Annotated in this window: 15 protein-coding genes; 10 read left to right on the top strand and 5 right to left on the bottom strand. The window is 42.8% G+C overall.

All coding sequences use genetic code 11. The features are described 5' to 3' along the window. The 3 genes from FFR00_RS00565 to FFR00_RS00555 all read left to right on the top strand — a co-directional run bounded on the left by FFR00_RS00565 (position 1) and on the right by FFR00_RS00555 (position 6,481). On the top strand, positions 1–2,127 hold the full coding sequence (locus FFR00_RS00565) for a type I secretion system permease/ATPase (protein ID WP_137671422.1): 2,127 nt from the start codon (positions 1–3) through the stop codon (positions 2,125–2,127). 11 nt (positions 2,128–2,138) lie between these two features. After that, a complete protein-coding gene (locus tag FFR00_RS00560; protein WP_137671421.1) occupies positions 2,139–2,651 on the top strand; it encodes a hypothetical protein in 513 nt (170 codons plus the stop codon). Positions 2,652–2,914: 263 nt separating this feature from the next. Further along, a complete protein-coding gene (locus tag FFR00_RS00555) occupies positions 2,915–6,481 on the top strand; it encodes a calcium-binding protein (RefSeq protein ID WP_161985058.1) in 3,567 nt (1,188 codons plus the stop codon). Between the two features lie 180 nt (positions 6,482–6,661). Here FFR00_RS00555 and yfaE read toward each other — a convergent pair whose 3' ends face one another. The 5 genes from yfaE to ubiG all read right to left on the bottom strand — a co-directional run bounded on the left by yfaE (position 6,662) and on the right by ubiG (position 12,107). After that, a complete protein-coding gene (gene yfaE / locus FFR00_RS00550; RefSeq protein ID WP_137671419.1) occupies positions 6,662–6,949 on the bottom strand; it encodes a class I ribonucleotide reductase maintenance protein YfaE in 288 nt (95 codons plus the stop codon). Further along, on the bottom strand, positions 6,949–8,079 hold the full coding sequence (gene nrdB, locus FFR00_RS00545) for a class Ia ribonucleoside-diphosphate reductase subunit beta (RefSeq protein ID WP_137671418.1): 1,131 nt from the start codon (positions 8,077–8,079) through the stop codon (positions 6,949–6,951). Before nrdB ends, yfaE begins: the two co-directional genes overlap by 1 nt. Positions 8,080–8,130: 51 nt before the next feature. Next, a complete protein-coding gene (gene nrdA / locus FFR00_RS00540) occupies positions 8,131–10,416 on the bottom strand; it encodes a class 1a ribonucleoside-diphosphate reductase subunit alpha (RefSeq protein WP_137671417.1) in 2,286 nt (761 codons plus the stop codon). Between the two features lie 289 nt (positions 10,417–10,705). Continuing rightward, on the bottom strand, positions 10,706–11,383 hold the full coding sequence (locus FFR00_RS00535; protein ID WP_137671416.1) for an HAD family hydrolase: 678 nt from the start codon (positions 11,381–11,383) through the stop codon (positions 10,706–10,708). Beyond that, on the bottom strand, positions 11,376–12,107 hold the full coding sequence (gene ubiG / locus FFR00_RS00530; protein ID WP_137671415.1) for a bifunctional 2-polyprenyl-6-hydroxyphenol methylase/3-demethylubiquinol 3-O-methyltransferase UbiG: 732 nt from the start codon (positions 12,105–12,107) through the stop codon (positions 11,376–11,378). Before ubiG ends, FFR00_RS00535 begins: the two co-directional genes overlap by 8 nt. 205 nt (positions 12,108–12,312) lie before the next feature. Here ubiG and gyrA point away from each other — a divergent pair, with 205 nt between their 5' ends. The 7 genes from gyrA (at position 12,313) to fliE (ending at position 22,874) form a co-directional block, all read left to right on the top strand. Next, positions 12,313–15,024: a DNA topoisomerase (ATP-hydrolyzing) subunit A gene (gene gyrA / locus FFR00_RS00525; RefSeq protein WP_235836128.1), complete on the top strand. Its 2,712-nt coding sequence runs from the start codon at positions 12,313–12,315 to the stop codon at positions 15,022–15,024. A 108-nt stretch (positions 15,025–15,132) separates the two neighbouring features. Next, positions 15,133–16,221 (top strand): 3-phosphoserine/phosphohydroxythreonine transaminase, encoded by a 1,089-nt coding sequence (serC, locus tag FFR00_RS00520; protein WP_137671414.1) that lies wholly within the window; start codon positions 15,133–15,135, stop codon positions 16,219–16,221. Between the two features lie 9 nt (positions 16,222–16,230). Beyond that, positions 16,231–17,340, top strand: coding sequence for a histidinol-phosphate transaminase (gene hisC / locus FFR00_RS00515; protein ID WP_137671413.1), 1,110 nt, complete (start codon positions 16,231–16,233; stop codon positions 17,338–17,340). 16 nt (positions 17,341–17,356) lie between these two features. Beyond that, positions 17,357–18,637 (top strand): 3-phosphoshikimate 1-carboxyvinyltransferase, encoded by a 1,281-nt coding sequence (gene aroA, locus FFR00_RS00510; protein ID WP_137671412.1) that lies wholly within the window; start codon positions 17,357–17,359, stop codon positions 18,635–18,637. A 154-nt stretch (positions 18,638–18,791) separates the two neighbouring features. Further along, entirely contained in the window at positions 18,792–20,018 is a 1,227-nt protein-coding gene (locus tag FFR00_RS00505; RefSeq protein WP_137671411.1) for an EAL and HDOD domain-containing protein, read from the top strand. Between the two features lie 253 nt (positions 20,019–20,271). After that, complete coding sequence (locus FFR00_RS00500) at positions 20,272–22,458, top strand: bifunctional diguanylate cyclase/phosphodiesterase (RefSeq protein ID WP_137671410.1); 2,187 nt, start codon at positions 20,272–20,274, stop codon at positions 22,456–22,458. A gap of 71 nt (positions 22,459–22,529) precedes the next feature. Beyond that, positions 22,530–22,874, top strand: a complete 345-nt coding sequence (gene fliE, locus FFR00_RS00495) for a flagellar hook-basal body complex protein FliE (protein ID WP_137671409.1) — start codon at positions 22,530–22,532, stop codon at positions 22,872–22,874. The last annotated feature ends 37 nt before the right edge of the window (positions 22,875–22,911 follow it).

Genomic DNA, 22,911 nt, shown 5'->3' with positions numbered 1-22,911 from the left:
ATGACAAGTGCTATAAAGGACAATAACATCGACTCAGGTATAGCCTCGCTAGTATTGGCCGCAGAGTATTTTGATAAATCGGTGACTGCGAGGTCTCTTTCCCATAGACTAGGTTTAGTGCAAGGTGTCGCTAGTGAATTAGAACTATGTAAAAGCGCAAAACATATAGGTTTAAAAGCACGAGCAGTTAATATTGAACTAGCGCAGTTAGAACAGCTGCCAACGCCTGTGCTGACTATTATCAATGAGCAGTATCATGTGATAGTCAACGTGACTAAAAGCACTGTAGACATACAGAACCCTACAACAAGGGTTGTTACTTGCTTAACTTACAAACAATGGAAAAGTCAGAGTCAACAGCGAGTAATCCTGCTGGGTGTAGCTAAATCTATCGCTAACCACCCAGTATCCAAGTTTTCTTGGTTTATACCTTCTATAATTAAACACGTTAAACAAGCTAAGAAAATAATACTCATTTCTTTGTTTATTCAAGTGATTGCACTTGTTACTCCTTTTCTATTTCAAAATGTTATAGATAAGGTCTTGGTTAGCCGTAGCTTACCGAGTTTACAAGTGTTGGCTATTGCAATGTTAGCTTTAGCGTTATTTGAACCTTTATTTTCATATCTGCGAGCCTGGTTGTTTTCAAATCTTACGGGTAAGTTAACTTCAGATCTAAACAGTAGATTGTATAAACATTTACTCTCGCTTCCTATGGGATTTTTTGGTAAGCAACAAAGTGGCCAAATTATTGCGCGAGTTAGAGAGATGGACAATATTCGTCAATTCTTATCTGGTTCGGCATTAAGTCTAGTTTTAGATTTGTTTTTTGTTGGTGTTTTTCTACTGGTAATGTTTTTTTACTCACCTCAGTTGACCGCTGTTGTGTTTATATCTTTAGTTATATATTTTGTTTTTTGGTTGCTTATTGGGCCAAGCCTGAGGAAGCGTGTAAACAATAGCTTTGAGTGTTCAGCTGAAAATACAGCTTATTTAAATCAAGCGGTCACAGGCATAGAAACCATAAAAACCAATGCAGTTGAATATGGATTTATTAAAGCTTGGCGGTTAGGCTTGGCTCTTGAGTTGAAATCTAACCTTAGTGCTCGTATTACCAGTATATGGGCACAGCAGGGCGTTGGATTAATTCAAAAGTTATCTTCGGCATTACTATTATGGTTAGGTGTTAAACTGGTTCTGTCTGGTGACTTAACTGCTGGGCAGTTGGTCGCTTTTAATATGTTAGCTAGCCAAGTGACTCAACCTATTTTACGTTTATCCCAAATTTGGCAAGAGTTTCAACACTCCCTTATTTCATTAAAGCGTATTGGTGATATTTTGTCAGAGCCTCCAGAATCAGATTCTGATGGCTTAACTTCAAGCCCCGCTGTTAAAGGTGCTATTCGTTTTAATCAAGTACGATTTCGTTATCAAAGTGACGCGCCTGAAGTATTGCGAAATTTGAGCTTTTCTATACAACCTGGCGAGTTTATTGGCATTACCGGAAGCTCCGGATCAGGCAAGAGTACATTAACTAAGCTAGTGCAGCGTTTATATAGCCCAGACTCTGGAGAAATATATATAGACGGACAAGATTTAGCCATTTCTGATCCGGTCGAGCTTCGTCGCAATATGAGCATTGTACTTCAAGACAATCACCTTTTCTCAGGCTCTATTGCCGACAATATTCGTCAGTGTTGCCCTCAAGCAAATATTACTGAAATAGAGCAAGCTGCCAATCTTGCTGGAGCGCATGAGTTTATATGCGAACTTGAGCAAGGCTATAACACCCAGTTAACCGAACGTGCAGGTAATTTGTCAGGCGGGCAAAGGCAACGAATAGCCTTGGCTAGAGCACTCATTACCAACCCTAAAATTCTAATATTAGACGAAGCCACTAGCGCATTAGACTATGAGTCTGAAGCTGCAGTTATCAGTCGCCTCCCAGAGATAACCAAAGGGCGAACAGTAATAAGCATTGCCCATCGCTTAAATACTATTAGAAACTGCGATCGAATACTTGTTATTAATGAAGGTGAGTTAGTTGAAAGTGGTAGTCACTATCAATTAGCCAATAGTTCTTATTTTTATTCAAACTTGTGTGTTTCTCAAGGTTTTGATTGTTAGGGGGCAGTTATATGAATTTTGAATTTCCGCCGAAAGGTTTTAAAAGAACTTTTTTTTATTTTGGGTGTATTCTTCTTTTAACAATGATGAAGCCATCAACTAGTGGTTTATTCCGAACGGAAGAAAGCTTCGAGCAGCGAGAGACTATTTGTGGAGTGTTAGATGATTATTATCATGACCGCGAAAAGCCAAATATAGCAAGGGGGAGCTCATCTTGGCATTTAGTTTTATCTGTTGGGAAGGTAAGACATGATTTTAAGATGAACTCTTTTTATCATGAACATTATTTGGGGGGGATTAAAGAAAGTGTTGGAGTGAATGCTTGTGTCGAGTTTATTCCAGGGTTCTTTGATGCGGACGGAATGTTTATAACAAATTTGATTATTTTGGGAGAGGAATATTTTGAAAAAAATGAAGTGAAAGAAAGATATTTCTCTCCAGTTAGTTCTTTCGTAATTATAATTATGATTTTTTCTGTAATAGTTATCATGTCAACAGCTACAAATTTATTTAAGGGTAAATAATGTCTAATAGAACAGCGTCCAGCGCAGAAGCAGTGATTAATATACTAAGCGGTAAATCTACAGCTAGTATACAAATAGCCGGTGCTGCAAATAATTTTCAAAAAGGAGATCATATTAGGGCTGCTGGTGACTTAGCTGGGGCTCTAAATACTCTATCTCATTTAGTTGGTAAGTCTATACCGGGGTTGAAGCCTATAGAGATAGCTGGGATTACAAATACTTTTTATGAGGATTTAGAAAACTATGGGAAGCCATCAGATAATGTGCTTCTAGATATTGCTGGACTAGGTCTTGCCACTGCAGCTTTAGCAGCAGCTACGCCTGCTTTAGCTGTCGCTTTTACTGCTGTAGGCGTGGGCTTGGCTGTTTATTCTTTAGTTAGGCCAGAAGGTGGTACTTATTTTTCAGATTTAGTTATTGATAGCTTTGAGTCATTAGAAGGCATATTTAGCTACGACCCTAAACCGGTAGAGTTTATTGTAGACACCTTCCCTAAAGACGGTACTGAAGATAATCGAATTAGGCCTGAAGGCATTGAATTTGATGATGCAAACCAGCAGTGCCGTATTTATTCAATTAACGGTGAAGTAATGGCCATTGATACTAGCCGTTTTGAGGTACTTGTAGGCGATGTTAATGCAGAAGGCTTTGTTAGTGAGATACGAGTAAATGGCACCGGTGCAGATAGTGCAAATTCAGTTCTTATGACTTTCGACAGCGCTACCGGCTCTATGATCCATTCATATACTACTTATGGTGGTGATTCCGATAACAACATATATGGTGGTAACGGTAATGATTATTTAGTCGGTGGTGAAGGAAATGATTACCTATCCGGTGGTGATGGCGATGACCAAATATTTGGTGACCAAGCAACCCCAACGGGTGAAGGATACACTAATCAACTAGATGGTGGAGCAGGTAATGATACCTTAGTAGGGGGGAACGCCACCGACATCATTGTTGGTGGTGAAGGTGATGACTTACTCACTGGTGGTAAGGGTAACGATTCATTGTACGGTGGTCTAGGTAATGATACCTATTACTATAACTCTGGCGACGGTAACGATGTAATTTTTGATGGTTATGGTGCAAATAAATTAGTAATTAATGGGCAAGAGATTAGTGAGCTAGAACAGACTTCGGTTGGCAGTAGTATTTACAAAGATCAGCAGGGCAATGTTTATTCGTTTTCAGAAGAAGGAATACTCATTGTTTCAATGAGTGATTCCGAAGGAACACTAACCATAGAGAACACCTCTGAAATAGTGAATGACTTTGGATTTGTGTTAAATCAGTTTGAAGAGGAAGCTCCTATTGCAGATGACAGTAATACCTATGTTATATCTGATACTGCTCCACTATTTGATATATTTGACAATAAAAGGTATTTCCAATCTTATGTGGGAAGAGAGCAAACTGCGGAATACCAATTTATAAATGATAAAGAAATTATTTATGACGCTGCCGTTGCTGAGCAAATTTCTGTTGCAGGCTTTGGAATATTGTATGACACGGTGTTTGAAGGTGGGAACTTAGATGATCAGCTAACCGGCTCTGACCAGAAAAATTTGATTAATGGGATGTATGGAGATGACTACATTTGGGGTTTAGGCGGAATAGATTTGCTATCGGGCTTTTCTGGCAGTGATCATATATATGGAGGAGATGGTCACGACTTCTTATTCGCTAATTGGCGTACTCAAATATACAACGGAACGGTTACCTTAAAAGAAGAGTTGAGTTTTTATGAAAGTGACCTTTCCACCGAAAACTTTTTATACGGTGGCAGTGGCCACGACATCTTAGCCGGCGAAGACGGCATTGATACGTTAATTGGTGGAACCGGTGAGGATTTGTTGGTTGGTGGGACCGGCAATGACCTTCTAAATGGCGGTGCGGACAATGATAAAATCTACGGTGACAGTGAAATTATAGAAAACACTGTTGGTGGATTTACTCCTGGTGGCGTTTATCAATCAGGTACTAATTATATCGTTGATGAAGTTGAAAGTGATGCCGGGGGTGTTAATCATGACGACGTGATTGATGGCGGAGAAGGTGATGATAAAATCTGGGGTGAAGTTGGTAATGATGTTATTACCGGTGGAGATGGCGCTGACAGAATTTACGGTGACTCTAATTCCTTAGATGGCGCTTACCATGGAGATGACCAAATTTTTGCTGGTAATGGTAACGATATAGTTTACGGCGGCGGTGGAAACGACCTTATTATGGGCGGAGCCGGTGATGACTATATAAATGGAGATGAATCAAATGAAAACTTCTCATTTACAGGCGATGACATTATTTATGGTGGTTTAGGTAATGATTCTATTCAAGCAAGCGGTGGCGACGATACGTTATATGGTGGAGATGGAACCGGTTTGCTTGCTGATGGCGCTGATATATTAGAGGGTGGAGCGGGAAATGATCACTTATTTGGTGAGCAAGGCCAAGATACTCTGCGAGGTGGTGCTGGAGATGATATTTATTACTATGGTGTAAACGGTGGTTTAGACATTATTGATAACAAGGGGGGCGGAAATGACGGAGTATTGTTCATTGATGGCTTCACTAAAGAAGACCTGTACTTACTGAGGATTGAAGATGATTTGGTTATTTTGGTTAATGGCACCAATGATCAAGGCGTAGCTGTAAAGTGGCACTTCACTAATGATGACGCTGCGATTTCCTACATTGAGTTAGCTAGCGGAGAACAAATAGCTGCTTCTGAGTTTGAAAGTATTATAGCTAATGGTGGCAATATACCAGATGGTGGAACCACAGACCCAGATGGTGGAGCCACAGACCCAGATGGTGGAGCCACAGACCCAGATGGTGGAACCACAGACCCCGATGACGGGACAGCTAATCTTGTCCTAGGTGGTACGGGAGATGATCAGTTAACTGGGAGCGTTGGCGACGATATTATCAACGGAAGCACTGGAAACGATTACTTAACTGGTGGGCGAGGTAGCGATACATATTTGTTTTCTCAAGGAGACGGTCAAGACACCATTAACAACTACGATTGGGGAAATGAACGTCGAGATTTACTTAAATTTGGTGATGGAATTACACAAGAACAACTAGCTTTTGAGAAAATAGGAGAGGCGCTAGTTATTACTTTCAGCGGTAGTGAGGACAAAATAACAGTAGAAAGTTGGTTTACCAATCGATACTACGAGCTCCAAGCTTTTGAGTTTTCAGATGGAAGCAGTAAAAGCTTTATAGAGTTAACCCAAAATAGTCCATTAATAAGCCTTGGAACTGTTGGGGATGATGTTTTGTCTGGACATGATGGCCGAGATATATTCAGCGGCGGTCAAGGTGCTGATGATATTACAGCCGGTGAAGGAGATGATATTCTCGAAGGAGGAGAAGGAAATGACAGGCTTACGGGTGGTCGCGGCAGCGATACCTACCTTTTCTCTAAAGGAGATGGCCAAGACATTATTAATGCGTACGATTGGAGCACCATGCGCCATGACGTATTACAATTTGGTGAAGGTATATCTGAAGAACAACTAACATTTGAGAAGACTAATGATAATTTGATTATTTCGGTTGACGGGAGCGACGATAAGGTAACTGTTGAGAGTTGGTATGTAAACAGATATTACCAATTACAAGAGTTTATTTTTGACGGCGGTGTAAGTCGAGTAATTGGTGATTTTGATGTTGCTGAAGTAGAAGTTAATTCGGTTGATAGCCTCATCGACGCAATGGCGAGTTTTGATTCAAACACTATGAGCGATGTCGTTAGTTCATCAGTAGGTAGTGAGCGTTTAACTCCCGTATTAACTGCTACTTCTATAAGTCTGTAATTTGATAACTGGGAGGCTTATGCCTCTCATTTACTCGTTACAGTTTGGCATTTACCTATTCTTAAACAAGAATATCTTTATGATTAACCCTGAGTCATTTTTGTTAGACAAGTGGTATTCTCTATTAATGTTACTTAATTACTCTTACAGTTGGCTCGTTGGTTGATATTAGAGTTTGAGTTATGCAATTTTGCGTTTAAAAGGCGGTAGTTCGGCTACTTCAATAGTCCCTTTAGGTTTGCTGCAGCAGCTAAGGATTTGACCTTTAGGGATGTTAGCTAAAGGTGATTGGGTATATTCCACTTCACCTTTTACTAAGGTGGTACGGCAGGCACCACATACGCCCTCGCGACAATGAAACTCTGGGGTAAAACCCGCTTGTTCATAGGCTTCGAGAATGCTCTTGTGGTGGCCATCTACGACCACCTCAATGCCACCTGCTATAACGCGACCTTCTTGCTGAGACATTACAGTTCGAAATCCTCGAAGTCATCAATGTCGATGCTTGAATCAATCTGACCCACAAGGTAAGAACTGATTTCCGCTTCTTGTGGAGCAACTTGTACGTTGTCTGAGACTAACCATGAGTTAATCCATGGAATTGGGTTACTACGGTCTTCAAAACAAGGCAATAAACCTACAGCCTGCATACGTGTATTAGTAATGTACTCTACGTACTGGCTTAAAATTTCTTCGTTTAAACCGATCATCGAGCCGTCTTTGAATAGGTATTGCGCCCATTCTTTTTCTTGCTCTGCAGCATCGGTAAACATGCGCCATGCATCTACTTCACACTCGGCAGCAATTTCGGCCATTTCAGGGTCGTCTTTGCCTTCGCGCATTAGGTTAATCATGTGCTGCGTGCCGGTAAGGTGTAGTGCTTCATCGCGGGCAATCAGTTTGATGATTTTAGCATTACCTTCCATTAACTCGCGCTCAGCAAAAGCAAACGAACAAGCAAAACTTACGTAGAAGCGGATTGCTTCCAGTACGTTTACCGACATTAAACACAAGTAGAGTTTTTTCTTGAGTTCACGCACGGTAATGTTGTGAACCACGCCTGCCACTTCGTGTTGCCCTTCACCGTGTAAATGGTAAATAGAGGTGGCTTGAATTAAATCATCGTAGTAACCAGCAATGTCATTGGCTCGTTTGATGATCTCTTCGTTTTCCATAATGTCGTCAAACACTTCACCAGGATTGCCCATTATGTTACGAATAATGTGAGTATATGAGCGTGAGTGAATCGTTTCACTAAAGGCCCACGTTTCAATCCAGGTTTCTAGCTCAGGCAAGCTGACTAGCGGCAGTAATGCTACGTTTGGCGAACGGCCTTGAATGCTATCTAACAGCGTTTGGTACTTTAGATTACTAATAAAGATATGCTGCTCGTGAGCGGGCAATTTGTTGTAATCAATCCGGTCACGGCTTACGTCTACTTCTTCTGGGCGCCAGAAAAAGGACAGCTGCTTTTCGATTAGTTTTTCAAATATCTCATGACGTTGTTGGTCATAACGGGCCACGTTTACCGGCTGACCAAAGAACATAGGCTCTTTGGTGGCGTCGTTGGCATTTTGAGTAAAAATTGAGTAGCTCATCTACATTTTTTTCCTAAAAATTCTTGTTGCGCTTGCGCGCGTAAACTTGGCTTAAATCTTACATGCACCGCCAGCGCAATCATCGTCTTCTGGCTCTGGCTTCATATCGTCATGTTGGTCGCTAGCGCCATCACGGGTGTTATGATAATACAACGTCTTAACCCCGTATTTATAGGCGGTTAATAGGTCGGCAATCAGCGCTTTCATTGGTACGCGGTTGCCTTCATAACGGGTTGGGTCGTAGTTGGTATTAGCTGAAATACTTTGGTCGACAAACTTCTGCATCAAGCCAACTAACTGCAAGTAACCTTCGTTATTTGGTATGTCCCATAGCAGTTCGTAATTTTGCTTAAGGTTTTCGAAGTCTGGCACTACTTGCTTAAGAATACCGTCTTTGCTGGCTTTAACGCTAATAAATCCACGTGGTGGTTCAATACCATTGGTCGCGTTAGAGATTTGGCTTGAGGTCTCTGATGGCATTAATGCCGACAGGGTAGAGTTGCGCAAACCATGCGTAGTGATTTCTTCGCGTAGCTCTTCCCAATCATAATGCAGCGGTTCGTCACTGAGTTTATCTAGAGACTTTTTGTAAGTATCGATAGGCAATACGCCTTGCGAGTACGTTGTCTCGTTAAACATTGGACAAGCACCTTGCTCTTTGGCTAAACGCATAGAGGCTTTTAATAGCCAGTATTGAATAGCTTCAAAGGTTCGGTGAGTTAAGTTGTTAGCACTGCCGTCACTGTATTTAGTGCCGTTTTTGGCCAAGTAATAGGCGTAGTTAATCACGCCTATGCCTAAGGTACGGCGACCGTCAGAGCCTTTTTTCGCGGCTTTGATTGGGTAATCTTGGTAGTCGAGTAAGCTATCTAAAGCGCGTACTGCTAAGTCTGATAACTCTTCTAGCTCGTCTAGGTTTTCAATCGCTCCTAAGTTAAAGGCCGATAAAGTACAAAGGGCAATTTCGCCGTTTTCATCATGTACATGCTGCAGCGGCTTTGTGGGTAAGGCAATTTCTAAACACAGGTTAGATTGACGTACCGGGGCTTGAGCTGGGTCAAATGGGCTGTGCGTATTACAGTGATCAACGTTTTGAATGTAGATACGACCTGTTGACGCGCGCTCTTGCATTAACAAAGAGAATAAATCGACCGCCTTAATCTGTTCTTTACGAATACTCGGGTCTTGTTCGTATTGCTCATACAAGCGTTCAAATTTGTCTTGGTCTTCAAAGAAGGCGTCGTATAAACCTGGAGTATCACTTGGCGAGAACAGGGTGATGTTTTCGCCTTTTACCAAACGTTGGTACATTAATTTGTTTAACTGAACACCGTAATCCATATGGCGAACACGGTTGTCGTCTACACCACGGTTGTTCTTAAGTACTAATAGTGACTCTACTTCTAAGTGCCAGAATGGGTAGAAAATGGTTGCTGCTCCACCACGAACGCCGCCTTGTGAACAACATTTAACCGCAGTTTGGAAGTATTTATAGAATGGAATACAACCTGTGTGGAAGGCTTCGCCGCCACGAATTTCACTGCCTAGGGCACGAATGCGACCAGCGTTGATACCAATACCTGCACGTTGCGACACGTAAGTAACAATAGAAGACGCTGTGGCGTTAATAGACTCTAAGCTATCGCCACACTCTATCAGTACACAAGAGCTGAACTGACGAGTAGGGGTACGAACGCCCGACATAATCGGCGTTGGCAAAGAGATTTTGAACTTAGAGGTCGCATCATAAAAGCGACGGATGTAGGTTAAACGAACCGATTTATCGTAGTGAGCAAATAAACACGCCGCCACCAAAATATACAAAAACTGTGCGCTTTCAAAAATCTCGCCGCTGACTCGGTTCTGAACAAGGTACTTGCCTTCTAACTGCTTAACTGCTCCGTATGAAAAGTCCATATCGCGCCAGTGGTCGATAAAGTCGTCCATTTGGGCGAACTCTTCAGGTGTGTAATCTTTTAGCAAATGCATGTCGTAACGACCTGCTTCACATTGTTTTACAACGTGGTCGTAAAGCGCTGGCGGTTCAAACTGGCCATAAGCTTTCTTACGAAGATGGAACACGGCTAAACGCGCAGCCAAAAATTGATAATCTGGGGTTTCTTGAGAGATTAAATCCGCAGCAGATTTAATAATGGTTTCATGAATATCTTTGGTCGCCATACCGTCGTAGAACTGGATGTGAGATTTAAGTTCTACTTGCGATACCGATACGTTTTTTAGGCCTTTAGCGGCCCAAGTAATCACTCGGTGGATCTTATCTAAGTTGATCGCTTCTTGTTTACCGCTTCGTTTGGTTATCAGAAGATCTTTATTCATGAAGGGGAGGCCCTGTATCCTAATTTTTGCTGCTGCTTATCTAGTACTGCTATTTACGGTTAGCCACTAGATATAGTGTTTTTAAAATCTATGGGTACAAGATAATGAGGTTTTGGCTTTTTCGCAAGCTCTAGCAGAAAAGAAGAAATTGTGTATAACTTGCAGATAACTCACATATGTTAGTGCTCACTAACTAGCTATCTATATAAGCTGGCTAGCTGGCATTAATGCAAGTTTTTTTTCGTAAAATTTTACTCAAAAAATTTATTTTTATAAAACTTGAAGCTGCCTACAATTTGCTCAGCCAGTCGCTTATAGTTTGTTCGAGTTGCTCACTTTTTTCACAGTGTAAATCTGCAGCCCAAAGCTCTATATTATCTTGCTCTGAAATGTAACCCCATAAGGCGAGCAAAGTGGTCATGTTTGTGTTGTTGCCTGCGGCGATATCGCGCTCGGCATCTCCCACATATAGGCAATGTAGAGGATCTACCTTGATGGTGTCGCAGGCGAGCAGCATTGGTTCAGGATCGGGTTTACGCTGGGCAATCGTATCGCCACCGACTAATACTGCGCATTGTTCAAACTCAGGGAAGTGAGCAAGTAGTTGTTTGCTTAGTCCTTCAGGCTTATTGGTAATCACACCCCAAGCAATCGAGTGCTGATTCAGCCATTGTAAAGCTTGCCTAATCCCTGAGAAGAAATCAGTGCCTTCACAAATGTGCTGTTGATAGTAATCAAGCAGCTGTTGGCGTAACTCAGTTTGGGCCTGGTTTGCCCAGTCTGTTTCACCAAAACCTGCTTTGAGCAAACCTATAGCGCCGTGAGAGCTTAACTGGCGTGCTTGCGCCATACTAAGCGGAGCTCGTTGGTGTTTGGCTAATACATAGTTAGCTGCTGCGCCTAAGTCGGGAGCGGTATCTAATAAGGTACCGTCTAAATCGAATAATACCGCCGCTTGTTTAGTCATTGTTTAGCTCCGGCTTTGCCAGTTGCACCATATAGTTAACATCAACATTGTTACTTAAGCGGAAGCTTTCAATCACCGGGAAAAACTGCACGCCGCTAATGGCCTCACTGCGTAGTGCATTGTCGTCAGCCCATGCTAACAATTCTGAAGGGCGAATGAACTTATCATGCTGATGGGTGCCGTTAGGAACAATTTTGAGTAGCTTCTCTGCGGCTAAAATCATGTACAAGTAAGCTTTAGGGGTACGATTAATGGTGGACACAAAAATCTTGCCGCCAGGTTTCACTAATTGAGCACAAGCAGCAATCACCGAACCAGGGTCGGGCACGTGTTCAATCATCTCCATGCAAGTGACTACATCATAAGCTGCTGGATGTTCTTCGGCATGGGCTTCGGCTGTGGTTTGTAAATAGCTTAACTGGCTGCCCGTTTCTAAAGCATGCAGTTTGGCCACTTCTATTTGCTCTTTGCCCATATCAATGGCTGTAACCTTAGCACCTCGAACAGCCATGCTTTCGGCCAAAATGCCGCCACCACAACCTACATCCAATACGTTCTTGCCAAATAAGCCGGCTGCACCCCGTTCGATATAGTCAAGACGCAGTGGATTGATTTGGTGCAAGGTTTTGAACTCACCTTGTTTATCCCACCATCGCGAGGCTAAGCCTGCAAAATGAGCAATCTCTTGATGATCAACGTTTTGGTTATTTTTACCGTGTTCCATTTAAGGTTCAATCCACATCAGTATTTGTAGGCATTATAAGAACTTGTTCAATGCAGTCACTAGCTTTTGTTCAATTCTTGAGTTTTTTCATTTTTCTAACTGAAAAGAGCGACATCAAGCCTGTTAAGGCCGCTATTTTATGGTAAAGTTTGCGATTACGCTTAGTAATTGTAAAAAGCAATAAAAACGAAGGATTTTGTCGTCTATGAGCGATCTAGCAAATCAGATTTCGCCGGTCAATATTGAGGATGAGTTAAAGAGCTCTTACCTTGATTATGCCATGAGCGTTATTGTGGGCCGAGCCTTGCCAGATGTACGTGATGGTTTGAAACCAGTGCATCGCCGAGTGCTATTCGCAATGAATGTATTGGGCAACGATTGGAATAAACCTTATAAAAAATCTGCCCGTGTGGTAGGTGATGTAATTGGTAAATATCACCCGCATGGTGACAGTGCTGTTTACGATACGATTGTTCGCATGGCGCAGCCGTTTTCGCTACGTTATATGTTGGTAGACGGTCAAGGTAACTTTGGTTCGGTGGACGGCGATTCTGCGGCGGCCATGCGTTATACCGAAATTCGTATGGATAAATTAGCCCACTCTTTGTTGGCTGATTTAGAAAAAGAAACCGTTGATTTTGTACCTAACTATGATGGTACCGAGCAAATCCCTGCAGTTTTACCTACCCGTGTACCTAACTTATTGGTGAACGGTTCTTCTGGTATTGCGGTAGGTATGGCAACCAATATTCCGCCTCACAACTTAACTGAAGTGGTTAATGGTTGTTTGGCAATGATCGAAAACCCAGACATCACTATTGATGAGCTGATGGAGTTTATTCCAGCACCTGATTTCCCAACCGCCGGTATTATTAATGGCCGTGCCGGAATCATTCAGGCTTACCGCACTGGTCGCGGTAAAGTGTCTATTCGCTCTAAAGCTGAAGTGGTTATCGACAAAAATGGTAAAGAAACCATTATTGTTCACGAGATCCCTTATCAAGTGAACAAAGCTCGCCTTATCGAGAAGATGGCTGAACTAGTAAAAGATAAGAAGCTTGAAGGTATTTCTGCACTGCGTGATGAGTCTGATAAAGACGGTATGCGTATTGTTGTAGAGCTTAAGCGTGACGCAGTGGGTGAAGTTGTTCTTAACAACCTATATTCACAAACGCAAATGCAGGTGTCTTTTGGTATGAATATGGTGGCCCTAGATAACGGCCAGCCTAAGATATTCAACCTGCAAGAAATGATTGAGTGTTTCATTCGTCACCGCCGTGAAGTAGTAACACGTCGTACCGTATTTGAATTACGTAAGGCCCGTGACCGTGCTCATATCCTTGAAGGCCTAGCTATTGCGCTAGCCAACATCGACGAAATTATTGAGCTAATCAAAACATCTCCTACGCCAGCAGAAGCTAAAGCGGCTTTAGTTGCGAAAGGTTGGGACTTAGGCGCGGTAGCGGCTATGTTGGAGCGCTCGGGTGACGACGCAGCTCGCCCAGACTGGTTAGAAGCTGAGTTTGGTATTCGTGATGGTCAATACTTCATCACGCCCATTCAAGCTCAAGCTATTCTAGATTTACGTTTACATAAGTTAACTGGTCTAGAACATGAAAAAATTATTGGCGAATACAAAGACCTATTGGATCTTATCGCTGAATTACTGCACATTTTAAATAGCCCTGATCGTTTGATGGAAGTGATTCGCGACGAACTTATTGAAGTGCGTGAGCAATTTGGTGATGAGCGTCGTACTGAAATTTCAGCCAATAGCTCTGATTTGTCGATTGAAGACTTAATTAACGAAGAAGACGTGGTAGTAACGCTATCTCACGAAGGCTACGTTAAGTACCAACCATTGACTGAGTACGAATCTCAGCGCCGTGGTGGTAAAGGTAAAGCCGCGACTAAGATGAAGAATGAAGACTTCATCGAAAAACTATTAGTAGCAAACACTCACGATACTGTTCTGTGTTTCTCTACGGTGGGTAAAGTGTACTGGATGAAGGTATATCAATTACCTTTAGCCAGTCGTCAAGCACGTGGTAAGCCAATTGTTAACCTACTTCCGTTAACAGAGGATGAGCGTATCACCGCTATTCTACCAGTACGTGAGTATGAAGAAGACAAGTTCATCTTGTTTGCTACAGCAAACGGTACAGTTAAGAAAACGCCGTTAACTGCGTTTAAACGTCCGTTATCTAGCGGTATTCGCGCGATTAACTTGAACGACGATGACAAGCTAATTGGTGTTGATATTACCTGTGGTGATAACGAAATCATGTTGTTCTCGGATGCGGGTAAAGTTGTTCGTTTCAACGAGAAGCAACGTGACAGTGAAACTGGCGCGGTTAAGTTAGACCCAGAAACCGGTGAAGAGCTACTAGCGTTACGTCCAATGGGCCGTACTGCTGCGGGTGTTCGTGGTATTTCCTTAGATGCGGGCCAAAAAGTGGTGTCGTTAATTGTGCCAAACGGCGACGGTGATATTCTTACCGCCACCGAAAATGGTTACGGTAAACGTACTAAACTTGAAGAATATCCAGCTAAGAGCCGCGCAACAAAAGGCGTAGTATCTATTAAAGTGAGTGACCGAAATGGCCTTGTGGTTGGTGCGGTACAAGTCACTGAAGCCCAAGAAATGATGCTAATCACCGACGGCGGTACGCTAGTTCGTACTCGCGTTAATGAAGTATCACTGGTGGGCCGTAATACGCAAGGTGTTACCTTAATCCGTACTACTGAAGATGAGAAAGTAGTCGGTTTACAGCGTATTGACGAGATAGAAGAACCGGAGTTTGATGAAAGCGCTGAAGGTGAAATACCCGAAGGCGAGGTAGCGGCTCCAGCTACTGGTGAAGAGCCCGCCGCGAGCAGTGATGAAACTGCCAGCAGTGACCCCGAACCAGAATAGTCATAAATAATAAAAACAACGGGCGGCTTTTAGCCGCTCGTTTTTGTTTAAAAACAGCATACGAACCACTTGAGTGGTCGCACACAACATATTAGTAAGAGATTTAGCATGGATAAAATTTATAATTTTTGTGCCGGTCCAGCCATGTTACCTGAAGCAGTAATGCAACAAGCACAGGCAGAATTTTGCAATTGGCAGGGGCTAGGTGTGTCTGTCATGGAAGTGAGTCACCGTGGCAAAGAATATATTGCTATGGCTGCACAAGCTGAGCAAGATCTTCGAGACCTATTAAACATTCCTGATAACTATAAAGTATTGTTTTGCCAAGGCGGCGGTCGAGGACAGTTTGCTGCTGCACCGTTAAACTTACTCGGCGACAAAACGTCAATTAGCTTTATTAGTACCGGTCAGTGGTCGAAAGGCGCGGTAGCAGAAGGTGAAAAGCACGCCGAAGCTAAAGTATTTGATGCGATAAGCACAAATGCTCAAGGGCAGGTAGCGGTTAAACCAAGCAAAGAGTGGCAATACGACGAGCAATCGGCTTATGTGCATTATTGCCCAAATGAAACCATTGAAGGCATTGCCATTGATGAGATTCCTGAGGTAGGTGATATGGTGCTAGTGGGTGACTTCTCATCTACTATTTTATCGCAACCTATCGATGTAAGTAAGTTTGGTCTTATTTACGCGGGCGCGCAGAAAAATATCGGCCCATCAGGCTTAGCCATTGCTATCGTTCGTGACGATTTACTCGATAAAGCTCATCAGCTTACCCCCAACATTTTTAACTACAGCTTATTAGCGGGTAGTGATTCAATGTTTAATACGCCGCCAACGTATTCTTGGTATTTAGCGGGTTTAGTCTTTAAGTGGCTAAAATCTCAAGGCGGCTTAAGCGCAATGGCTGAAAAGAATGCGGCGAAAGCGGAGTTACTCTATTCATTTATTGATAGTAGTGACTTTTACCAAAACAATGTAGCGCCAGAAAACCGCTCTAAAATGAATATTCCTTTTCAGTTAGCCAATAGCGATTTGGATGCGGCTTTTTTATCTGAGTCTGCAGCAGAGGGTTTAGTGACGCTAAAAGGTCATCGGATTGTTGGCGGCATGCGCGCTAGCATTTATAACGCTATGCCAATTGAAGGCGTACAAGCGCTAGTGAGCTTTATGCGCGACTTTGCTAAGCGTAACGGTTAAGGAAGTAATATGAGCTGTGATTTTCATGCCTTAGCTAGTCTGGGTATTCAAGGCTTACGACCTTACCAAGCAGGCAAACCTACCGATGAACTTGAACGCGAGTTAGGCATTAGCAATATTGTTAAACTAGCGTCTAATGAAAACCCAACGGGTATGAGCCCCAAAGCTAGCGCAGCAATCGAGCAAGCGATTGCTGAGTTAACCCGTTATCCTGACTCAAATGGTTTTTACCTTAAGCAAGCCTTGGCGAATAAGTACCAACTAGCGTCAGAGCAGTTTACCTTGGGTAATGGCTCTAACGACGTATTAGATCTTATCGCTAGAGTATTTGTTAGCCCGGAGCATGAAGTGGTTTTTTCACAGCATGCCTTTGTAGTTTACCCCATTGTTACGCAGGCTATTGGCGCTAAAGCGGTGGTGGTACCGGCTAAAAATTGGGGTCATGACCTAGATGCCATGGCTGAGGCGGTTACAGATAACACTCGCTTAGTGTTTATCGCCAACCCCAATAACCCTACGGGTACCTACTTGAGTAGTGAAGCCTTATATGACTTTATGCAAAAAGTACCAGAACATGTAGTGGTGGTATTGGATGAAGCTTATTACGAGTACTTAAACGAAGACCAGCAAGCACCTTCAACACAATGGTTAAGCGAGTTTTCCAACTTAGTGATTACTCGCACCTTCTCTAAAGCATACGGCTTAGCAGGTTTGCGCGTAGGTTACGCAATTTCAAATCCGGAAATCGCCGATTTACTCAATCGCTTACGCCAGCCTTTTAACGTAAACAGTTTAAGTTTGGTGGCGGCTGCGGCAGCATTGCAAGATCAACAGTATTTGCAACACAGCGTAGCGCTTAATCAACAAGGCCTAGCAACACTAGAGGCTTTTTTTGAGGAGGCTGAAATAAGTTTTATTCCCTCAAAAGGCAACTTCATTAGCTTTTTAGCGCCGGGCGGCGATGCCGAGGCTCTATACCAGCAGTTGTTACACAAAGGTGTTATTGTGCGCCCAGTAGGTCCTTATCAAATGCCTGGTTATTTACGGGTAAGTATTGGTACAGAGCAAGAAAATCACACTTTTATCCAAGCATTAAGCCAGCTTATTGGCACTAAATAAGTAGAGAATTTGAAACATGGAACAATTAACCCTACAGCCTATCTCTCGCATTAATGGTGAAATTAACTTACCAGGCTCAAAAAGCGTATCTAACCGTGCTTTATTGCTCGCAGCCTTAGCTGAAGGTGAAACTGTATTAAGCAATTTGCTTGATAGTGATGATATTCGCCATATGCTCAACGCGCTCAAAACATTGGGTGTGAGCTACCAATTGTCAGACGACCGAAGCCGATGCCGCGTAACGGGTTTAGGCCGAGCATTTAAAGTAGAGCAAGCCGAAGAGTTGTTTTTGGGTAATGCCGGTACTGCAATGCGCCCTTTATGTGCAGCCTTATGTTTGAGCCAAGGCGAATTTACCTTAACCGGTGAGCCGCGTATGGAAGAGCGCCCAATTGGCGCACTCGTTGATGCTTTACGCCAAGTAGGCGCCGATGTAACTTACTTAAAAACCGAAGGCTACCCGCCGCTAAACATTAAAGGCACAGGCCTTAAAGGTGGCAAGGTAGATGTTGATGGCTCAGTATCTAGCCAATTTTTAACAGCTTTTCTAATGGCTGCACCTTATGCCGAGCAAGACATTGAGATCTCTATAGTTGGAGAGTTGGTATCTAAACCTTATATCGATATCACCTTAAAGATGATGTCGGCATTTGGCATTGAAGTGGAAAACGATAACTACCAGCGCTTTGTGGTTAAAGGCCAACAAACATACACGGGTGCAGGCGAGTTTCTGGTTGAAGGTGACGCCTCTTCGGCTTCTTACTTCTTAGCTGCTGGCGCAATAAAAGGCGGCGAAGTGAAAGTGACAGGCGTGGGTAAAAAATCCATGCAAGGCGACGTATTGTTTGCCGACGTATTAGCTGCAATGGGCGCTGATATAGAGTGGGGCGATGATTACATTATTGCCCGTAGTGGTGAGTTAAGTGCTGTTGATTTGGACATGAACCATATTCCAGATGCGGCTATGACCATTGCCACGGCGGCTTTGTTTGCTAAAGGCACTACTGCTATACGTAACGTATATAACTGGCGAGTAAAAGAGACTGACCGCTTAGCGGCAATGGCTACTGAACTTAAAAAAGTGGGCGCTACCGTAGTGGAAGGGCACGATTTTATTGAAGTGACTCCTCCAGCTAAATTAAACCATGCGGCCATTGATACTTATGATGATCATCGCATGGCGATGTGTTTTTCATTGGTGGCGTTAAGCGATACAGCAGTAACCATTAATGACCCGAAATGCACTTCTAAAACTTTCCCTGATTATTTTGAGCGCTTGCAACAACTTAGCGAATAAAGTAGTCGAAAATTTTTCATAACTTAGTTAGTCTTGAAGAGTCACTTAGGTGACTCTTTTTTTACATCCGCGTTTTATCTCAAGCACTGCTGAGACTAAAAATAAATAGGCGAAAAGCCAATACTAAAACGCGGCTAAAACGGTAACTAAAACTATGAATGTTTACACTGCGCGGCAGGCGATCCTCGATCGCAAGCAGCGAGTCGTCGCTTACGAGCTATTGTTTCGCGATGGTCCCGACAATGTGTACCCTGATATCGATCCACATGAGGCTACGTCTAAGCTAATTATTCGCACTCAGCTTAATGATGGCTTGCATGCGATTACTCAAGGTAAACCTGCTTTAATCAACTTTCCTGAAGAAAGTCTACATTCAGAAATGGTAAAATTACTGCCTAGCAAGCAGGTAGTAATTGAAATTCTTGAAACCGCCAAACCCAGTGAAAAACTGTACAAGCGTTGCCAATCGCTGTTTCATCGAGGTTATCGCTTAGCCTTTGACGACTTTGTTTATAAAGCTGAATGGGAACCTTATCTTAAGTTTGTCCGCTTGATAAAGGTGGATATTCAACGTACGCCTTTGGAACAACTAAGTACATTATTTGAGGCCTTAAAAACGCGCAAAAAAATTAAATTGTTAGCGGAGAAAGTGGAGACTCAAGAGGAATACCAACAAGCGCGAGATTTAGGTTTTAATTTTTTCCAAGGTTATTATTTTTGTCGCCCTGAAATGCATGTGTCAAAAGACATCGATGCCAGCTATTTAATGATTTCTCGCTTGTTTTATGCCGCCACTCGCGAAGATGTAAATATCAATGAAGTGGTGCGTTATTTTGAGCGAGACACAGGGCTTAGCTATAAATTATTACGCTTTGTTAATTCTGGAAGTTTACCCATAGTGGAAGAAATGGCATCGATTAAGCAAGCCGTTGTTTACATTGGTAATACTCAACTCAGAAAGCTAGTCGCCTTGCTTGCCAGCGCGATGGCGGTAAGCCATAAACCGCGTGAATTAGTGCGTATGTCGGTACACCGAGCACGATTTTGTGAGCTGGTGGCTATGCATAAATCGCCAGCTATGCAGGAAGCTGCATTTTTATGCGGTTTGTTTTCCTTGCTTGATGCACTTTTAGACAAACCATTAAGCGAATTGCTTTACAGTTTACCCCTAGAACAAGACATTAGAGATGCGCTATGTAGTGAGCAACCGTCGCTATTGCGTTACATGTTGCTCACTATTAAATCGTATGAAGAAGGGCACTGGTATAAAACTGAGCGCTTAGCCTCACAATTACGAATGGATTATAAGCAAATTGAACACCTTAATTTGCAAGCTATGTTGTGGAGTGAGCAATATCAATCACTTATTCAGCCTAGTTAAATAGCGCTAATGCTGCGTTTTATTAACTTTATGTGAATTTGTGACTTAACTGCCCATTTCTGCGACTTTTAAACGAGTTAGTATCGTTTGAATCAAATATTTTCTGGTTGTTTTTGGTATGCTGTTAGCAATAATGCACTTGGCGCAAAGAATGCCAAGGCAATAGCGCGAGTTTTAGGAGCTAATTAGTTTGCGGTTGTGCCTCGTTAGATACTTAACGTTGCTAGTGGTAGGTTGTTGTTGGTCGTTAGGCGTGAATGCCTATATAGTCAATGCGAGTGAATATCAATGGCTCGAAGATAATCCAGAGATAAAGGTGGCAGTAGTTGCTGATCGCCTGCCTTTGGAATACGTGGACCATACTGGCACTCCTGCTGGTTATGCCATTGATACCCTCAATAGTTTAGCCTTTCAAACCCGTTTAAAACTTGAATACCATATTTTCTCTAGTGTTTCTGAAGCCATCTTGGCCTTACAGCATGGTCAAGTAGACATGTTAAGTAGTGCTAGTACTCACCGTCGCCTCAGCCCTTTTGTTAGTTACACCGTACCAAGCTGGCAACAGCCCTTAGCCCTGTTTAATCCTTTACAGCAAGCGCGCTTGAGGAATATGCAACAGCTCACCGGCAAGTCTATTGCGGTGGTTGCAGGAAGTAGCGCTCAGGAAGTTTTACTGGAGAATTACCCTGAAGTAGAGCCGCTAATTTATGCCTCTCTCGCCGACGCAATTCGCTCAGTAGTAGAGCAGCAAACTATTGCGTTACTGGCAGGTAGCGATGAAGTGGCTGCTCACTTACGCGGTATGCCGCGTTGGCATTTACAACAATCTTTTATATTGGATGAATCACTACAGCATCAATTTGCTATTCGAGACGATTGGAAACCTCTGGTCGCATTACTCAATCGCGGCTTGTTGTCGATGGATGAAGCTCAACTAGCGCAAAGTTATCAACGTTGGCAGGCTTACTCGGCTCAAAGTGGTGATGCAACGAGTATCTCTTACTGGTGGTTTGTCGGTTTGTTGATGGCACTATTTGTAGTCAGCATTAGCGTTATATTACTGAGACAAAAATTTGTTAAAGCTAATCTTAAATCCACTCAATTACGAGAACAGCTAGAGTATTGGAAAAACCATGATGAAGTGACCGGTTTGCCAAACCGTCGCCATGTTACTCGCTTGCTCACCAGTTGGTTAGATGACGCCGTACCTTTGTCAGTATTGATGTTCGACTTCCCAAGGCAAAATGAAGTGTTTGAAAACTTTGGTCAGCGCCTAGGCGAAGTGACGAAAGAAGCTTATGCAAAGCGGGTACAAAAAAGTCTACGTAAACACTACCCAGAAGCCCAGCTTGCTTATTGGTATCATCACTATTTTGTGGTGGTTGTACCAAATGTGAATAAAGACAAAGAAGTGATCGAGATAGCTAAGCAAATCGTGCAAAGCTGTCGAGGTTGGTTGCGACTAGAACAACTACAACTGTTAACTCGTTGTCATGTGGGGTACTGCAGTTATCATCCTCGCCGAGAAGCGCTTCACAGCGATACCTTGTTAGCCAATACTTTTACTGCTTTGAATCATGCAGTGAAAACCGGCGTTAGCATTTGCCGTTATCGGCCCGATTTAAGCCAAGCGGGTTTAGTTAAGCTAACTCTTGAATCTAAGCTGCGTAAAGCAATTGGTAATAACGAACTAGATTTATTCTTTCAGCCACAATTTTGCTTAAAGACTAACAAAATGATTGGCGCAGAAGTATTGCTGCGATGGTTTACTCCAGAAGGTGCTATTTCGCCAGATGAATTTGTCCCCGTTGCCGAGGAAACTGGTTTAGTATTGCAGCTTGATAAATGGGTGTTTCAAAATGCCATGCGTTTTATGGCGCGTTTTTCTAGCCAGCTACCTGAAGGCTTCAAGTTGTCAGTCAACTTTTCTGCCACCACTGTGTCTTTGGGGCATGCGGAGAAAATTGCGATTAATTATGCGAGCCAATGGCAAGTTAATCCGCAGCGTATTTGTATTGAGATTACTGAGTCGGCAATGATGGAACAGCCCACTGAGGCTAAAGCCAGTATTCAACGAATGCGTGATGCAGGGTTTGGTATTGCAATCGATGACTTTGGTACCGGTTATTCGTCTATGGCCTACTTGAAACACTTACCGGTGACTATTCTTAAAATTGACCGCGCCTTTGTTAGCGGCTTAGAAGAAAATTTATCCGATCAACATATTGTAAAAGCAATGGTGATGATTGCCCGTAGCATGAAATACCAAGTGCTTATTGAAGGTATCGAAACCCAAGCACAAGCCAATTTGGCCTCGGTGATGGGTTGTGAACAAGCACAAGGTTACTTCTTTGCGAGACCTCTTCCGCAAAACGATTTTGTTAAAAACTACCTAACCAAACCTCAATCAAAAGAGAACTTAAGATTAGTTGTTAATTAATCTTGGCGCGTCTTTTGCTTTTCCCTGTATAACTAACAACAATGCCATTTATCTGGCGGTAGAGGGAAATCATGAGAGTTGATTCAGCAAACCTATTTAGCGAACTGCAATCAATGGCTGGAGAAATGAAAACCGGCGGCATTGGGCAAGACTTTGCTCAACCTAATGGTCAGCTAGGCGTTTCTAAAGTAAACAGTGATTTTGGTAGCTTGTTGAAAGATGCAATTAATAACGTAAATGGCTTGCAGTCTAATGCCAATGATTTACGCACTCGCTTTGATTTAGGCGACCGTAACGTAGGTATTGGTGATGTAATGATTGCCGCACAAAAATCTAGCATCGCGTTTGATGCCACCGTACAAGTAAGAAATAAATTAGTTGATGCATACAAACAAATTAGTTCTATGCCTGTTTAACATGGCTAGGGAAATATTGTGGCGAGCGAAGGAAGTA

Origin of the sequence: Agarivorans sp. Toyoura001 (genome assembly GCF_005405585.1) — a bacterium.
GTDB lineage: Bacteria > Pseudomonadota > Gammaproteobacteria > Enterobacterales > Celerinatantimonadaceae > Agarivorans.
This window is presented reverse-complemented; position numbering and strand designations above follow the sequence as displayed.

What these genes read in the sequence shown, in the direction of transcription:
- yfaE (WP_137671419.1), bottom strand. Translation starts at nt 6,949, where the DNA reads ATGTCTCAGCAAGAAGGTCGCGTTATAGCAGGTGGCATTGAGGTGGTC.
- FFR00_RS00565 (WP_137671422.1), top strand. Translation starts at nt 1, where the DNA reads ATGACAAGTGCTATAAAGGACAATAACATCGACTCAGGTATAGCCTCG.
- FFR00_RS00535 (WP_137671416.1), bottom strand. Translation starts at nt 11,383, where the DNA reads ATGACTAAACAAGCGGCGGTATTATTCGATTTAGACGGTACCTTATTA.
- nrdA (WP_137671417.1), bottom strand. Translation starts at nt 10,416, where the DNA reads ATGAATAAAGATCTTCTGATAACCAAACGAAGCGGTAAACAAGAAGCG.
- hisC (WP_137671413.1), top strand. Translation starts at nt 16,231, where the DNA reads ATGAGCTGTGATTTTCATGCCTTAGCTAGTCTGGGTATTCAAGGCTTA.
- FFR00_RS00560 (WP_137671421.1), top strand. Translation starts at nt 2,139, where the DNA reads ATGAATTTTGAATTTCCGCCGAAAGGTTTTAAAAGAACTTTTTTTTAT.
- FFR00_RS00505 (WP_137671411.1), top strand. Translation starts at nt 18,792, where the DNA reads ATGAATGTTTACACTGCGCGGCAGGCGATCCTCGATCGCAAGCAGCGA.
- fliE (WP_137671409.1), top strand. Translation starts at nt 22,530, where the DNA reads ATGAGAGTTGATTCAGCAAACCTATTTAGCGAACTGCAATCAATGGCT.
- ubiG (WP_137671415.1), bottom strand. Translation starts at nt 12,107, where the DNA reads ATGGAACACGGTAAAAATAACCAAAACGTTGATCATCAAGAGATTGCT.
- nrdB (WP_137671418.1), bottom strand. Translation starts at nt 8,079, where the DNA reads ATGAGCTACTCAATTTTTACTCAAAATGCCAACGACGCCACCAAAGAG.
- serC (WP_137671414.1), top strand. Translation starts at nt 15,133, where the DNA reads ATGGATAAAATTTATAATTTTTGTGCCGGTCCAGCCATGTTACCTGAA.
- gyrA (WP_235836128.1), top strand. Translation starts at nt 12,313, where the DNA reads ATGAGCGATCTAGCAAATCAGATTTCGCCGGTCAATATTGAGGATGAG.
- aroA (WP_137671412.1), top strand. Translation starts at nt 17,357, where the DNA reads ATGGAACAATTAACCCTACAGCCTATCTCTCGCATTAATGGTGAAATT.